General features: G+C 63.7%; 12 protein-coding genes and 1 pseudogene. 7 read left to right on the forward strand and 6 right to left on the reverse strand.

The features are described 5' to 3' along the window. The first annotated feature begins 13 nt into the window (after nucleotides 1–13). The 3 genes from AC1DYR_RS07220 to AC1DYR_RS07230 all read left to right on the forward strand — a co-directional run bounded on the left by AC1DYR_RS07220 (nucleotide 14) and on the right by AC1DYR_RS07230 (nucleotide 2,672). The gene (locus AC1DYR_RS07220) at nucleotides 14–487 is read left to right on the forward strand and encodes a DUF4864 domain-containing protein (RefSeq protein ID WP_477704488.1); all 474 of its coding nucleotides are present in this window, start codon (nucleotides 14–16) and stop codon (nucleotides 485–487) included. Between the two features lie 219 nt (nucleotides 488–706). Continuing rightward, on the forward strand, nucleotides 707–1,756 hold the full coding sequence (locus AC1DYR_RS07225; RefSeq protein ID WP_477704489.1) for a class I SAM-dependent methyltransferase: 1,050 nt from the start codon (nucleotides 707–709) through the stop codon (nucleotides 1,754–1,756). Between the two features lie 400 nt (nucleotides 1,757–2,156). Next, nucleotides 2,157–2,672, forward strand: a complete 516-nt coding sequence (locus AC1DYR_RS07230; RefSeq protein ID WP_477704490.1) for a hypothetical protein — start codon at nucleotides 2,157–2,159, stop codon at nucleotides 2,670–2,672. Nucleotides 2,673–2,713: 41 nt separating this feature from the next. On the opposite strand, the gene AC1DYR_RS07235 is transcribed toward AC1DYR_RS07230, so the two are convergent. Beyond that, on the reverse strand, nucleotides 2,714–3,223 hold the full coding sequence (locus AC1DYR_RS07235; RefSeq protein ID WP_477704491.1) for a DUF1993 domain-containing protein: 510 nt from the start codon (nucleotides 3,221–3,223) through the stop codon (nucleotides 2,714–2,716). Nucleotides 3,224–3,403: 180 nt separating this feature from the next. On the opposite strand from AC1DYR_RS07235, the gene argE reads away from it, so the two are divergent. Continuing rightward, on the forward strand, nucleotides 3,404–4,630 hold the full coding sequence (gene argE, locus AC1DYR_RS07240; protein ID WP_477704492.1) for an acetylornithine deacetylase: 1,227 nt from the start codon (nucleotides 3,404–3,406) through the stop codon (nucleotides 4,628–4,630). A 50-nt stretch (nucleotides 4,631–4,680) separates the two neighbouring features. Then, on the forward strand, nucleotides 4,681–5,640 hold the full coding sequence (locus tag AC1DYR_RS07245) for a tripartite tricarboxylate transporter substrate binding protein (RefSeq protein ID WP_477704493.1): 960 nt from the start codon (nucleotides 4,681–4,683) through the stop codon (nucleotides 5,638–5,640). Between the two features lie 24 nt (nucleotides 5,641–5,664). Here AC1DYR_RS07245 and AC1DYR_RS07250 read toward each other — a convergent pair whose 3' ends face one another. Then, the gene (locus AC1DYR_RS07250; protein ID WP_477704494.1) at nucleotides 5,665–8,094 is read right to left on the reverse strand and encodes a cellulase family glycosylhydrolase; all 2,430 of its coding nucleotides are present in this window, start codon (nucleotides 8,092–8,094) and stop codon (nucleotides 5,665–5,667) included. A 296-nt stretch (nucleotides 8,095–8,390) separates the two neighbouring features. Here AC1DYR_RS07250 and AC1DYR_RS07255 point away from each other — a divergent pair, with 296 nt between their 5' ends. Continuing rightward, on the forward strand, nucleotides 8,391–9,593 hold the full coding sequence (locus tag AC1DYR_RS07255) for a multidrug effflux MFS transporter (protein ID WP_477704495.1): 1,203 nt from the start codon (nucleotides 8,391–8,393) through the stop codon (nucleotides 9,591–9,593). 20 nt (nucleotides 9,594–9,613) lie between these two features. Here AC1DYR_RS07255 and AC1DYR_RS07260 read toward each other — a convergent pair whose 3' ends face one another. Both AC1DYR_RS07260 and pdxR read right to left on the reverse strand, forming a co-directional pair. After that, nucleotides 9,614–10,474, reverse strand: a complete 861-nt coding sequence (locus AC1DYR_RS07260; protein WP_477704496.1) for a PA4780 family RIO1-like protein kinase — start codon at nucleotides 10,472–10,474, stop codon at nucleotides 9,614–9,616. Nucleotides 10,475–10,494: 20 nt separating this feature from the next. After that, nucleotides 10,495–11,988 (reverse strand): MocR-like pyridoxine biosynthesis transcription factor PdxR, encoded by a 1,494-nt coding sequence (gene pdxR, locus AC1DYR_RS07265; RefSeq protein WP_477704497.1) that lies wholly within the window; start codon nucleotides 11,986–11,988, stop codon nucleotides 10,495–10,497. A gap of 128 nt (nucleotides 11,989–12,116) precedes the next feature. Here pdxR and AC1DYR_RS07270 point away from each other — a divergent pair. Then, a pseudogene (locus tag AC1DYR_RS07270) lies at nucleotides 12,117–12,818 on the forward strand (GNAT family N-acetyltransferase); the annotation flags it as partial. Between the two features lie 90 nt (nucleotides 12,819–12,908). Here AC1DYR_RS07270 and AC1DYR_RS07275 read toward each other — a convergent pair. Further along, nucleotides 12,909–13,928 carry a tRNA dihydrouridine synthase gene (locus AC1DYR_RS07275; protein ID WP_477704498.1) on the reverse strand — a complete coding sequence of 340 codons (1,020 nt, stop codon included), beginning with the start codon at nucleotides 13,926–13,928 and terminating at the stop codon, nucleotides 12,909–12,911. Between the two features lie 19 nt (nucleotides 13,929–13,947). Beyond that, nucleotides 13,948–15,207, reverse strand: coding sequence for a methyltransferase (locus tag AC1DYR_RS07280; protein WP_477704499.1), 1,260 nt, complete (start codon nucleotides 15,205–15,207; stop codon nucleotides 13,948–13,950). Between the last annotated feature and the right edge of the window lie 209 nt (nucleotides 15,208–15,416).

Here is a 15,416-nt window from a genome sequence, read left to right on the forward strand (position 1 = left end):
AAAGATTAACCTTATGACTGCCCGTCCGATCCGTTTGAACTGTGTGGTAAATCGCGTGGCCCGGCTGCTCGCTGCTTGCGGCGCAGCACTGTTACTCATGTGCGCGGCGTTGCCGGCCGGTGCAGCGCCCTTTACCGCGGCTGACGAAAAGACGGTGCGCACCGTGGTGCAGGCCCAGCTGGCTGCCTTCGCAAAAGATGACGCGGTCAAGGCGTTTTCTTTCGCGGCGCCCAATGTGCAGAAGGCCGTCGGAACACCCCAGGGATTCATGGCGATGGTGCGCCGCGATTACCCGGTGGTGTACCGCCCGGCATCGGTGGCCTTTCTGAAACCCGACGGCAAGAACGACCAGGTGATCCAGCGGGTGCAAATGGCCGATGCCGACGGTGTTTCGTGGCTGGCGGTTTACAGCCTCGAACGGCAAAGCAACAAAGCGTGGCGCATCACCGGCTGCGTGGTGGTCGAAAACAAGGGCCGCATGGCGTAGTACGCCAGTCCGCGACGCCTGCTGATAACGGTTTTCCCAGAGGCAGGAGCCGGCCCGGGGACAGGCACCATGCCGTAGCCCGCATTGAAACGCCACGCCAACCGGGCGCGTAGGCGGCAAAGAGCACCGATACGTGGTTTACAGAGGGTTACCCGCTGCTGCCTGCTGCAGGCTAAGGTGTTTGGTGCTGCTGCGTTTGCGGCATTCCGGACTCAACCCATGAACATGCCCGCCACCTCACTTGAATTCCCGCGTCTGCCGGGGGATCCGGCTTCGCCGTCGCTCAGGGAAAACCTGCAGGCGCCACGCCATGCACAACAGCGTCAGGGTGCCACGCAGCCGCGTGAATCGGCCCTCAAGATCAGGACGCGGTGTCCCGGTTGCCTGTCGGTTTCCCTCTCGGTGGTTTATGAGGAACCGTATGCCGGTGCGGGCGTTCAGGCCTATCTTGCAAGGCACTATGAAGGCCACGCGTCAAGGACTGCCGACGCAGGCGTTTATGCGCTGGCACGCTGCAACAGTTGCAGCCTGGTCTTTCAGCAACAGGTGCCCGACGACCCCTTGCTCGGCGAGATCTACAACGACTGGGTTCCCGGCACCGAGCTGGACCGCGAGCACCGCAATTACAGCCTGGACGAATACCGCTACCTGGCCGAGCAGGTCCAGTTCATCATTCAATACTTCGGGCTCCCGCCGGGTGAACTGGACGCGCTTGACTTCGGCTTCGGCTGGGCGCACTGGTCGAAGATGGCCATGGGATTTGGCTGCAATGTGTGGGGTGTGGAGCTTTCCGAGGAACGCGCCCGCCACGGTAAATCCGTGGGGCTGCGGGTTGTCGGCCTGGCCGACCTGCCGGCCAGGAGGTTCAGGTTCATCAATACGGAACAGGTCTTTGAACACCTGACGGAACCCAGGCTGGTGCTCGAAAAATTGCGCGATGCCCTGTCAGGCGACGGGGTCATCAAGATCAGCGTTCCCAACGCGGCTGCCGCGCTGAAAAAAATCAGCCAGGGGAAAGATTTCGGCGCGCTGTCGCCTGGCGACCAGATGCCCATTGCCCCGCTCGAACACATCAACGCTTTCAGCCATGAATCGCTCGTCGCCTTCGGAAAAGAGTTTGGCCTGAAACCGCTGCGCCCCAAGCTCTACAGGCTGTACAACAGCGCCTCGGGCCTGCTTCAGCCCAAAAACCTGGCGAGGGTCATTGCCCGGCCTGTCTACCGGCATATTTTTCCCGGCACCACGTTCATCTATTTTGTGCGTGCCTAAGAGCGGTATTTTTAAAAGGGACCTGAGCCGCTCCTCTTCGCGGGGGGATTTTCGAGGTCCCAAAAAATCGCTAAAAAGTTACACAAAAAAACAATTGGTGAATTTATCCTTGCCCCGACGCAAAACCGGGAACAATATCTCCCGCCCTTCCAGGGTGTTCGATTGAAAACCCAACCGCGGCCTGTTCCCCCCTGTAGCGTCCACGTTGAATACTCACGAAGCACATCATTTCGGCCGCGTTTTCATGAAAAAATTCCGCTTTTAAAGAGCCCTCCGCTTGACTTGCGGACGCCAGTCGTCGACATTGTTAACACTTTGTAACACGCGGTGTTGGCCAAAGACAGAGCGCAAAAATACCTCTTGTCAGACAGCTGGCGCCACAACGCGATGCGGGCACCTCATGAAACTTCAACAGCTCTTTGGACTGAAAAGCCAGCCAAAACCGGCCTCAAGCGCCACCCACCCCGAATCGGAAGTCTCTGTCCCCGGCGACGAACACTCCACCATTGGCGTGCGGCAGCAGCTCATTCAGGTGCTGTTGCGTGACACTGCCCGGCGGGCGGGCATTCCGTCGAACTGGCTGGACTGCCAGATGTTGCTGACCGCCAACCCCACACACGGCGAAGGCATGTACCTGCGCATCATCATGAAGCAGTGGGACCTGCGCCTGCTGACCTACGCGGCGGCTTTCCAGAAAGTATTGATGGCGGACATCATGCGTTTTGAGCCGCGCGCCAGTGACTGGCTCCACGGCATTTCCTGGCAGCTTGACGGCGGCGACAGCTGCCCCCATCAGGAAATGCCCGACCCGACCATCTGGATACAAAGTCCCACCCGGCCGCGCAGCGGCTACGCGCCACGCGCGCCCGTGGAACCGGCTGCGCCCGGAGCGCCCGGGCTGGCACAGAGCCACTAGGGCGAAACAGCAGGCGCCCATCGCAGGCGCCGGCGACAGGCTCAATACGAGCCGATGTAATCTTTTTTGCCAACTTCCACGCCGTTGTGGCGCAGGATGGCGTATGCCGTGGTGGTGTGAAAAAAGAAATGCGGCAGGCCGTAATTCAGCAAATAGGACTGGCCGGTAAAGCGCTTTTCCTTGGGCGTGCCGGCTTGCGTGACGATCTCGCGCGTGGCGGCCTCATCAAATTTCGCCACGTCCAGGCCTTCGACGAAGGCGAGGATGGTGTCAATACGCGCCTGCAGTTCGGCAAACGTCGTTTCCTTGTCTTCGATCTTCGGCACTTCCACACCGGCCAGCCGGGCCGACACGCTCTTGGCGAAATCGCTGGCCACTTGCACCTGGCGCAGCAAGGGGAACATGTCGGGGAAGAGGCGGGCCTGCAACAGCGCATTCGGGTCGATGTTTTTGGCGGAAGCGTGGGCTTCGGCCTTGGCCAGGACGCCTTTGAGGCCACCCAACATCTGCTTGAAAACGGGGACGGACGTGGTGTAGATGCTGCTGGTCATGAAATGCTTTCGGTAAAGGAATGGAGATAGCCTGCCGCGCCCTGCACGCGGCGCCCTGCATTCTCGCCGGATTGCGGCGGGAACGCTTTGCAGCCCGGCAATGGCCTGCGGGGACGGCGAAGCCCTTCGCAAAATAGTATGCTGTCATACCAATTTCCGCCCTCCCCAAAAGGCCCCACCATGAACGCCCCTCTCCCCGCCGCCGCCCGCCAGTCCGTACAGGCCGCCGACCTGGCCGCCCTGCCGCTCATTGAAAAATGGGTGTCCTTTGCCTCCGTCTCGCGCGACAGCAACCTGCCCCTTCTTGACTGGACGCAGGCGCGGCTTGAAGCGCTGGGCATTGAATGCCGGCGCACCTACGACGACAGCGGCAAGAAGGCCAACCTGTGGGCCACCCTGCCCGCGGAGAACGGTGAAACCAAAGTGGGCGGCATCGTGCTGTCGGGCCATACCGACGTGGTGCCGGTGGACGGCCAGCCCTGGGACACCGACCCGTTCGCAGCGCAAGTCATCGGAGACAAGCTGTTTGGCCGCGGCGTGACCGACATGAAAAGCTATGGCGCCACGGCGCTGATGATGGTGCCCGAGCTGCTCAAGCGCAAACTCAAGCGCCCGGTTCACCTGGCCTTCAGCTACGACGAGGAAGTCGGCTGCATCGGCGTGCGCCGCCTGATTGCCGACATGGTGGAGCAGGGTTACAAGCCTGCGGGCTGCATCGTCGGCGAACCCACCGGCATGCAGGTGGTGATTGCGCACAAGGGCAAGCATGCCTACAAAACCTCGGTGCGCGGCTTTGAGGCGCACTCCTCGCTCACGCCGCTCGGCGTGAACGCGGTAGAGATTGCCTGCGAGTTTGTCGCCCATCTCAAGACCATGCACAAGCGACTGGTCAAGGAAGGCCCGTTTGACCCAATCTACGACGTGCCGCATACCACCATCCACACCGGCGTGATCGCCGGCGGCACCGCGCTCAACATCATCCCGCGCGACTGCGATGTGACCTGGGAGATTCGCCACCACCACATGAATTCACCGGTCGAGCTGTTCAATGAAGCCAGGGCTTTTGCCGACAGCCTGGTGCCAGCCATGCAGGCGGTGTCGGCAGGCACCGGCATCACGCACAAGCTCAACTCGGTGCTGCCGGGTTTCGCCACCGATGCCGACAGCGAAATCGCCCAGTTGTGCTTCAAGTGCGCAGACGTGGACGCAAGCTCCGGTGCAGGCAAGGTCTCTTTTGGCACGGAAGCTGCATTGTTCCATCAGGCCGGTGTGCCTACCATCGTGTGCGGCCCCGGCCATATCGCGCAGGCACACCAGCCGAACGAATGGGTCACGCTGGAACAACTGGCCTGGTGCGAGCGCTTCATGCGCCGCCTGGCCGACGAGCTCTGCATCAATCCGTCGTGAGTCCGTCGTGAACTGACCACTGCAACCCCCTACCTCACCCGAAAGAACACATGATGCAACGCAGAGATTTCCTGGGCACCGGACTGGCACTCACCGCAGGCAGCGCGCTGGCGCAGGCCAACCCCAAAATCGCGCGCATCGTGGTGCCTTTTGCACCGGGCGGCGTGCAGGACATCCTGGCCCGGTCCATCTCCACCGAGCTCGGCCTTGCGCTGGGCCAAACCGTGATTGTAGAAAACCGGCCCGGCGCGGGCGGCACCGTGGGCACGGGTTATGTCGCCAAGTCCCCGCCCGACAGCGGTGCGATGGTGCTGGCGGCCGCCAGCCACAACATCGCCGGCACGCTCTACACCAAACTCGCCTACGACCCGCAAAAAGACTTCACCCCCATGGCGCATATCGGCACCGCCGACTACGTGCTGATGATCCACCCCGAGGTGCCCGCCAAAACCGCGGCCGAATACATCCGCTATGCCAAGGCCAACCCGGGCAAGATGAATTACGCGACAGCCGGCGTTGGCAGCGCCACGCACCTTTCCATGGCCTACTTCAATGGCCTGGCCGGCATCGACGTGGTGCATGTGCCGCTCAAAGCCACGGGCGAAGCCATCAATGAAGTGATCTCGGGCCGCGCACAGGCCGTGATTGCCGCCAGCATTGGTGCGCTGGCTTTCGCCAAAGACAGCCGCATCCGGTTGATCGGTGTGACCTCACCCAAGCGTTCCAGATACCTGCCCGACGTCCCCACCATTGCCGAAAGCGGCTTGCCGGGTTACCAGTTTGACTCGTGGTTTGGCCTGCTGGGCCCTGCCGGCACACCTGCGGCCGACGTCAACCGCGTCAACGCGGCCATCGCCAAGCTGCTCAAGGACCCCGTCATCCTTGAGCGCCTGGACAAGCAGGGCATCGAGCCCCTGGCGCTGAGCAACGCCGACTTTGCCAAGCTGCTGGCAGTGGACTACAAGCGCATGGCCGAGGTCGTGAAGGCATCGGGCGCCAAGGTCGAATAGCGCCGGCAATACTTCAACGCTGGCCTATGCCAGCGTGACGCCGGCCACGGAGGCCAGGTATTTTTCCAGCACAGCCAGCTCGGTCACGGTGGGGGCGCCTTTGCCCGCAATGACCGCGTAAATGTGGCCCCTGAAACCACCACGCGGGTAGTAGCTGAGATAACCCCAGCCGATCAGCATCTGGCTGCACACACCGGGCGCCAGCGTGGCACTGGCGGTGCCCGCCTGCACCGAATTGATACGCAGCCTCTGCGCGCCGGGGGCAGAGGTGAGCGCCATCACGGCAGGCACACCCGCAGTGAGTTTCGTGGCGCTGGTCAGCTGCACGGTCTGCCCCGCTGAGTCCACCCATTTGGCATACGGCTGGCTGTTGGTGAAACCCAGGTCCGAGGTGTAGAGCGTCTCGGTCTTTGAGGCCTGGAAAACCACGCCGGTATTGGTGGGCCCCGGAACACTGACCGCGGCAAGGGCGAAATGGGGATCTTCAATGTTGTAGGGCACGCGGTTTTTCGGATTGGGCTGGATGCCGGCCATCGGCACTGATTTTTTGCACCAGAAGCCCGCCGTGTCGTAAACACTGTGGTCCGAATATTTTTTGCCCCCGGCGTTCACGCGCATCACCGGCGGCGCCATCGTGCCCATGTTGGGGCCGTCCCTGTTGATCCAGTTGATCATCTCCATGGCATTGCCGGGGCTGGAGCCGTAACCCGAATCCGACACCGCGCGCACCGCCTGCCCGGCCGCGGCGGGCGCACCCAGCAGGTAGTCGGTGTAGCCATTTGCCATGTCCCATTTGCAGGCGTTGTATTTCGCGATGATGGCCAGCGCGGCATCGGCCAGGCTGGTGGCAGCGTAGGCCACCGGATCGGTCAGCGAGAACACCTTGCGCGGCGGCGGCACCTGGCCCGACAGCTGGCCGCCGCTGGTATAGGTCAGCGTAGCCACCCGATTGGCTGCCGGCGTGAAGGTGAAGGTGTCCTGGCCGTTGGCCCCCGCAGGAATGACAAGGCTGGACTTGCTCAGCGCACCTCCGTTGTTGGAGGCCACCGTCAGCGTCACGGGTTGCGCAAGGTTGCCGCGGGCATACACCGTGAACGTCAGCGGTGCACCGGCGGGTGAATAGCCGGGGCCGTCGTCGTACACGGTGGCCTGCACAATACCCACCGCGGCCTTCATCGGCCCCGACACCAGCGGCTCGAGCGTGCGGTTCTGATGCCAGCCCGGCACATGGTTGATGGCGTAGTTGTGGATGGGCCAGTGGTTGCCGCCCATCCAGCTATAGACCTCGCAGTTGACCTGGCGCGCATAGTTGACGGCCTGGGCAAACATGGTTTGCCACCGCAGGTCGTCAATCGGCATGCCGATCTCGGTGAGCGCCAGCTTCGCGCCCCTGGCCTGTACCCAGTCGGCCGCAATCTTCAGGCGGTCCATGCCCGTGGAAGCCTTGATGGGGCCAACACCAAAGCCCGCGCTGTAGTTCTTGGCGACTTCCGTGTCGTAATCGAAAGAGGCACCGTTGCCGAAAGCATCAAGGTAGACGTGGACTTCATACACGAGGTTGGCGCCTGTGACCGGGAAGCCCGGGTTCCTGGTGCCCAGCGATATGGCCGCGCTGTACTGGTTGCCACCCACATAAATGGGGTTGACGGGGTCGATGGCCCGGATCGCATTGATGGCAGCCTGCGAATACGCCGCCATGATCGCCAGGTCTTCACCGCCCTTCACGGTTTCTTCATCCGAGGCGATAAGGCCACCCGGCTTGGGCAGGTCGTGCGGTTCGTTCATGAGGCCATAGCCGCCGAAGCCCGGGTGGTTCTTCCACTTCGTGGCGGCACGCGCCCAGAAATCCGCAAACTGGGATTGCTTGAGCGTGGCGCCTGCGGTCAGCGAAAAAATTCTCACCTGCACCTGGCTTGCATCGGTGGTGTAGGGTCGCAGCAGCGGGTCGGACGGCACGGTCAGGCCGAGCACGGATCCGTCGGCCTGGAATTTGAAATCCTGGTAGCGCCCGTAGTTATGGTTGTCGATGATGCACTTCATGCCCGCCGCCGCATGGGCGTCCAGCACACCGGTGATATAGGCTTCATACGCAGCATGAAAGACACCCGGATTGCCGATCGCCGCTTTGGCCGCAGCGTTGGCCACCGTGTCATGCAGCATGGGCTGCAGCAGCTCCCATTGAATAGGCAGCCTGTTTTTGGTGAAACCGCAGGCGGCAAGATAATCCACGTCGGCCTTGCGCGGCACGGTGAAATGAATATTGGTTGCAGAACTCGTGTTGCGCCGCAAACCGGTTTTTGCCCATTCCATGCCGGAAAGATTGGTTCCCATCGCTGGCGAGCCGGCCGCGGCAAGGGGCGCTGCGGCCTGGGCAAGCCGGGCCGTCATGAAAGGCCCAAAGGCGGCCAACGCGCCCGCCGCCACGGCGGCCTGTGAGAATTCACGTCTATGCATCGGGGTGCGCTCCTGTTCGTCCAAAGACCTCAGGTTAAACCCCGTATTGCGGCTTCATTACAGTTTGAATCAACACAGCGTCCCGCTTACATTTCGGCCCCTGTCAGGCCTGACAGGTTACCGGCGCAGCGCAAGCAAGAGACAGCGAGGTCAGCGACAATAAGTCACAGGTAATTTCTTTGCCACCATTGCGCCCCGCCCTGGTGCGTTTTCAATGGCGGTTTTAACAGTGCCGTTTGGTGCAAGGCCCTCTTCCTTGTTACCGATACACAAAGCGGCTTGACTTCATTTCATTCATGACAAAAAGTTTCTTCCGGGCAGCCCTGGTGCTGGGTTTGCTGTCCGCCATCGGCCCTTTCGCCATCGACATGTACCTTCCTGCGCTGCCTTCCATCGGGCACAGCCTGGGCGCCTCCATGGGCGCGGTGCAAGCCAGCCTGATGGCGTTTTTCATCTCCCTCGGCATTGGGCAAATCATCTACGGCCCCGTCTCCGACATGGTGGGCCGCAAGCCGCCGCTGTACTTCGGCCTGCTGCTGTTTGCCGCGGGCAGCATCGGCTGCGCACTGGCGCCTGACATCCAGACGCTGGTGGTGCTGCGCTTCATCCAGGGGCTTGGCGCCTGCGCCGGCATGGTGGTGCCGCGCGCGGTGGTGCGGGATCTGCATACCGGCCATGATGCCGCGCGCCTCATGTCCCTGCTGATGCTGGTCTTCAGCGTCTCGCCCATCCTGGCGCCGCTGGCCGGCAGCTTCCTCATTGAAGCCTTCGGCTGGCGCAGCGTGTTCTGGGCCGTCACCGTGGCCGCCGCCGCAGGGCTGGTGCTGGTGGCCATGACCTTGCCGGAAACACGGCCTGCCGAGCAGCGCGTGCACAGCAGCTTTGGCAGCGCATTAACCGCCTACGGCGTGCTGCTACGAGACCGCCATTTCATCGGCCTCGTCTTCATCGGCGCCTTCGGCATTTCGAGCTTTTTTGCCTACCTTGCCAACTCGTCCTTTGTGCTGATCAACCACTACGGACTGACACCGCGCCAGTACAGCATCGCCTTCGCGGTCAACGCGGCCTCCTTCATCGGGGTTTCGCAGTTCACGGGCAAGCTGGCTGCGCGTTTCGGGCTCGTGCCCATCGTGAAAGTGGCCGTGACGGGTTATGCCGCCGTGATGGCCCTGCTGCTGGTGCTGAACCTGGTGGGCATCGAAAGGCTGGACGTGATGATCGCGCTGATGCTGGTGGGCTATGGATTTCTGGGCTTGGTGGTTCCAACCACCGCCGTACTGGCACTGGAAGAACACGGCGCCATTGCCGGCACGGCCTCGGCCCTCATGGGCACCCTGCAGTTTGTCACCGGTGCGGTGGTGATGGCTGTGGTGGGCGTGTTTGTCGACGGCAGCGCCCGGCCCATGGTGGCCGGCATCGCCGGATGCGCCTTGCTGGCGTATGCCACGGCGCGCGTGACGCTGGGCGGCAAACGCGCTGCCACTGCGCCGGCGCACTAGCGCCTCGCGACAAGACGCGCCTAACGGGCTTGCTGCATGCGCAACCGCCGTGCGGCATCTTCTGCCCGCGCATCGTCAATCTCGCCCATCACGGCGCCGAGGTTGACCGGGCCTGTCTTGTGGGCAAAGCGGCCCGTCAGCACCGTCTCGGGCTGTAGCACGCCGCGCTGGTACAGGTCCCAGATCTCGCTGCCGTAGTCGGTTTGCAGCAGCTCCGGCGCAAAGCGGCCGAAGAAACCGCGCAGGTTCGCCACGTCGCGCAGCAGCATGCGGCCCGCGTGGTTGTTACCGGCGGCGTCTACCGCCTGCGGCAGGTCGATGATGACCGGGCCGGGCTGGCCGTCCGTCACACCCAGCAAAATATTGAATTCCGACAAATCGCCGTGCACGACGCCGGCGCACAGCATGCGCACCACTTCCGTGAGCAGCGTGGCGTGGTGCAGCCGCGCGTCTTCGGGCGTGAACTCCACGTCGTTCAAGCGTGGTGCTGCGTCACCGTGCTCGTCGGTCACCAGCTCCATCAGCAGCACGCCATCACAGAAGTTATACGGTTTAGGTACACGAACGCCGGCTGCAGCCAGCCGGTACAACGCATCGACCTCGGCGCTTTGCCAGGCCGCTTCGGTGGCCTGCCGGCCGAAACGCGTGCCCTTGGCCATGGCGCGCGCCTGCCGGGTGTTCTTGACCTTGCGGTTCTCGGTGTAGTCCACCGCCTGGCGAAAGCTGCGCTCGGTAGCGTCTTTGTAGACCTTGGCGCAGCGGGTTTCATCACCGCAGCGCACCACATACACCATGGCTTCCTTGCCGCTCATCAGTTGCCGTACCACGGTATCGATCAGGCCTTCTTCGAGCAGCGACTGCAGCCTCTTGGGTGTTTTCATGGTGCCATTGTGCGCCGGGCTCAGCCTCCTGCCGTCAGCACCAGCTGCGACAGGCGTTTGACGAGAGGGTCCAGCAGCTCCGTCGCGGTGTTTCCGTAGCCCAGCACAAGGCCGTTGTCTTCAGGTGCCGGCGCCATGGCAAACGAGGAAAGCGGCATGGGCGCCATCCCGTAGCGCCGGGCGGCTTCCGCAATGCGAGCGTCTGCGAAGTCCCTCGGTAGCCGGACGGCCAGGTGCAGGCCGCCCTGCCCGCCTTCAATGACATGCGGAACGCGCAGGTGCCGCGTCAGCGCTTCCCGCAGGGCGTGCTGGCGCTCACGGTACAGCCGCCGCATTCGCCCCAGGTGCCGCACAAACTGCCCGGACTCGATAAAGCCGGCCATGGCAAGCTGCTCATGGCTGTGGCCGCCGCGAAGCATCTCGCGCAAGGCGTCCTGCGCTGAAGCCAGCAGTGGCTTTGGCATGACCACGAAACCCAGGCGCAACGAGGGGAACATGGTTTTGGAAAACGTGCCGACGTAGAGCACAGGCGCATCGGCCACCAGGCCCTGCATGGCGCCTATGGGTTCGCCGGCGTGGCGGAATTCGCTGTCGTAGTCGTCTTCAATGATCCAGGCGCCGTGCCTGCGCGCGGCAGACATCAAGGCCAGGCGGCGTGCCACCGACATCACCACGCCAATCGGATACTGGTGCGAAGGCGTCGTGTAAATCAGCCGCGGCGTGCGTGAGCGCCAATCCGCCGCGCCGATGTGCAGGCCTTCGTCGTCCATGCGTTTCGGCACGATGCGCAGGTCACCCGCATGCATCGCTGCCTTGGCGCCCCGGTAGCCCGGGTCTTCCACCCAGGCCGTGTCGCCCGGGTTGGTCAGCAAGCGCACGCACAGCATGAGCGCTTCCTGCGCGCCTTCCGTCACGATGACCTGCGCCGGCTCGCAATGCACGCCGCGCGTGATCGCCAGGTGACGCGCAATGGCGGTGCGCAGTTCAGACTGGCCGAAAGGGTCGCCGTAATGCAGCGCCGCCGGCAAGGCCTCACGCACTGCGCGATCCAGCATCCTGCGCCATACAGCCAGCGGAAAGTGGGAAAGCGCCGGCACACCGGGTCGCAGGGCGGTGCTGGTGTCAAGGCGTGCGGGGCCCGAGCGAATGCGGGACAGGCGCAGTGCCACACGGGATGGCGCGGTGGCGTCGGGCTGCGCCTCCCGCACGGCCGGGCGCACCAGGGTAGCCACGGTGCTGCCCTGCCGGTCGGCGCGGACATAACCCTCGGACACAAGGTGTTCATAGGCAATCGCCACGGTATTGCGCGAGACCGACAGGGTTTGCGCCAATGCGCGCGAACCGGGCAGGCGGCTGCCCGCGGCGAGCTGGCCCTTGAGGATGGCCACCTTGAGCCTGCGGTAAAGCTGGCGCTGCAGGGGTTCGGCGTCGGATCTGTCGAGCGGGGCTTCCAGGAAGCCCTGCGGAGCGGAATGCTTTGGAGCGGACTTGTTAGCGGAATCGGTAGAGGGCATCGCGCAAGGGTTGTTGAACGGTGAGGAGTTCCGTCGTAAATCGTGGCACCACAAAATAGCCACACTATGGCACTTTATTAAGGGCCACAAAGATCTTAACCTGAGCGCTCAAACTCACAGGAGCATCGATGACCACACGCACAAACGCCTACGGGCAACCCATTGGCGAAGCCATGCAGGGCTGGAAAGAAAGGCCGAAACCGCCGCGTATCACACTCGAAGGCCGGTATTGCCGCCTCGAACCACTGGACGCCAGGCGCCATGGCGACGACCTGTTCACCGCCTACGCCGCCGCGCCCGACGGCCGGGCCTGGACCTACCTCGCCCCCGAGCCATTTACCGCGCGCAGCGATTTCGACGCCTACCTCGAACGCAACGCGGCCAGCGCCGACCCATTGCACTACACGGTCGTGGACGCCGGCACCCAGCGCGCGGTCGGGACGCTGTCGCTGATGCGCATGGACACCGCCAACGGCGTCATTGAGGTCGGGCACGTGATCTTCTCGCCGCTGCTGCAGCGCAGCCGCGCCTCCACCGAAGCCCAGTACCTGCTGATGAAACTGGTCTTCGAAACGCTCGGCTACCGCCGCTACGAGTGGAAATGCGACAGCCTCAACGCACCGTCGCGCAGCGCTGCCGCCAGGCTCGGCTTCAGCTTCGAAGGCGTTTTCCGGCAGCTCCTCGTCTACAAGAACAGGACGCGCGACACCGCCTGGTTTTCCATCATCGACGGTGAATGGCCGCTCTTGAAGAAGGCCTTCGAAAGCTGGCTGTCGCTGGATAACTTCGATGCACAAGGCGCGCAGATCTTGCCGCTGGGGGAGATTCGCGGCCGCCTGATGCCTATGGCTTCAATGAAAATAGCCGCGTAGCGATGGGCCCAGGGCCAGCGCTGTTTGGGTCTGCCGTGCGCGCCCCCCTCAGGCGATTTCAGGCAGGGGCTGCCGCACACGCGGCGGTTCAAGCTCATGGCTGCGCAGCGCCTGCGCCAGCCATTCATCGATCAAGGCTGGGTGGTTTATGGTCTTGAGCAATTGGTAGGCAGTTTCGGCCTCCGGGAAGCGCCGCCGCAAAAAATTCAGCCACTGCTTGAGGCGCCCAGCTCTCGCACGTGTTTCAAGCCGTGAGCAAACGATGTGCCAGAAGTCGGCGATCAGCGGCAGCAGCGTCGGCCAACCCACAGCGGCATGGTGCCCACCGGCCATGTCGGCCTTGATCGCCAGCCCCAGGCCCGGGTCGCGCACCGCGCCGCGGCCGATCATCAGCACGTCGCAACCTGAAGCTTCACGGCAGCGCCGCGCATCTTCCACTGTCCATATCTCGCCGTTGGCCACCACCGGAATCCTGACTGCGGCACGGATGTCGGCGATGCGTTCCCAGTAGGCGGGCGGCTTGTAGGCCTGGGCTTTGGTGCGGGCGTGTACGACCAGTTCGCCGGCGCCGCCGGCTTCGATGGCGAGCGCACATTCCACGGCACGCGCGTCGTCTTCGTAGCCCAGCCGCATCTTGGCCGAAACGGGCATGCCGGCCGGCACCGCCCGGCGAACCGCGCCGACGACGGCCGTCAGGGTTTCGGGCTCGCGCAGCAGCGATGCACCGCCGCCGTGGCGATTGACCACCGCGGCCGGGCAGCCAAAGTTCAGGTCAATGCCTGCCGGACCGAGGCTCGCGAGTCGCGCGGCATTCTCGGCCATGCAGCCCGGGTCGGAGCCCAGCAACTGCGCGCGTACCGGCACACCGGCCAGCGTGCGGCCGCCGTGGTGCAGCTCGGGCACGATGCGCAAGAACACCCGCTCGGGCAACAGCTGGTCGGTGATGCGGATGAATTCAGAGACGCAGCGGTCAATGCCGCCGACCCGCGTGAGGATGTCGCGCAGCACAAAGTCCAGCAGGCCTTCCATCGGGGCCAGCAGGACGGTAGCGCGTGGTTCAGTACTCATCCCACCCTGCTTCTGGTTTCTATTTGGCGGCCAACCGCCACAAGGACGTGACTTCCGCCGCGCGTGCCGCATGCAGCGCATCGCTGGCGTCCGAGGCCTTGGGGTGATGCGGCTGCGCGTCAAGCCGGTCCACCACCTTGAGGCCCGCTGCATCGATCGCCGCCAGCAGCCAAGGGCGCGTGCGCAGGCCCAGGTGCTCGGCGATGTCCGACAGGATCAGCCAGCCCTCGCCTTTGGGCTCCAGGTGCACCGCCAGGCCGTTGAGGAAGCCCAGCAGCATGCGGCTGTCTTCGTCGTACACCGCATGCTCCAGCGGCGAGCCGGGCCGCGCCGGCAACCACGGCGGGTTGCAGACGATGATGTGCGCCTTGCCGTCGGGGAACAGGTTGGCCTCGCGCACCTCGACTTGCGGAAAGCCCAGGCGCTTGAGGTTGTCGCGTGCACAAGCCAGCGCGCGCGGGTCCTGGTCGGTGGCCACCACGCGCTGTATGCCGCTGCGCAGCGCCAGCACGGCGGCCAGCACGCCGGTGCCGGTGCCGATGTCAAAACCGGTCAGGTCATCGGTGCCTTCAGGCACGGGCGCCTGGGCCACCAGGTCGATGTATTCGCCGCGCACCGGCGAGAAAACGCCGTAGTGCGGATGGATGCGGTTGTGCGGCCCGTTTTCGCCCAGCGCGGGGATGGGCACGCCCTTGCGGCGCCATTCATGCGAGCTGATGAAACCCATCAGCTCGCGCAGTGATGCGACGGAGGGAACCGCTCCATCCCGGGCAGGGCCCCAGGCTTCGGCGCAGGCTTTTTTGGCATCGGGCGCACGGCGCAAGGGGATGCTGTAGTCCGCGTCAAACGGGATCAGCACCATGCCCAGCACGCGGGCGCGCTGCGCCTGTGACTGACGGTGCAGGTGAAAGGCTTCCGGGAAAACCGGTGCGTGTGCTTCAACCTGGGCGCTGGCCTCTCCGGCCTTCTGGTCCTTGACGCGTTTCTCGCGTTTGGGCTTGGCCGGTTTGTCGACACGGCGCGCCAGCGCCTGCAGCAGCAGGCGGGCATTCTGGAAGTCGCCGCGCCAGAGCAGGCCCGTGCCTTCGCACGCCAGGCGGTAAGCGGCATCCGCAGCGAGGGTGTCGTCCGCGATCACCACACGCTTGGGTGGCAGCGCGCCGCGCTCGGAACGCCAGCGCGCAGAACGCGCCTCGCCGCCCTCCGTCCAGTGGATGGTGGCGGGCTCAGGAGAAGAGGTAGCGGAAGAAGCAACGGGAACGGCAGGTGAGGCAGGCATCAAGGGCATCAGGGGCAGACACAAAGAAGAACAAAGAAGGAAGCCAAGTGTTTTAACAGATGGCCGGCCCCAGCGGCTGCAAGCGCTGCCTAATCACTATCAATTTAATAGCTGCTCGCGCACGTCCTGATTGCGCTACAGCCACTTTTGGCACTCAAAAAAGGGCTTTTTGAAGGTCTACGGGCTGTTTTGGACGTTCAGCAGCCCCA

The sequence above is a fragment of the Polaromonas sp. P1_F9 genome, from assembly GCF_056405615.1.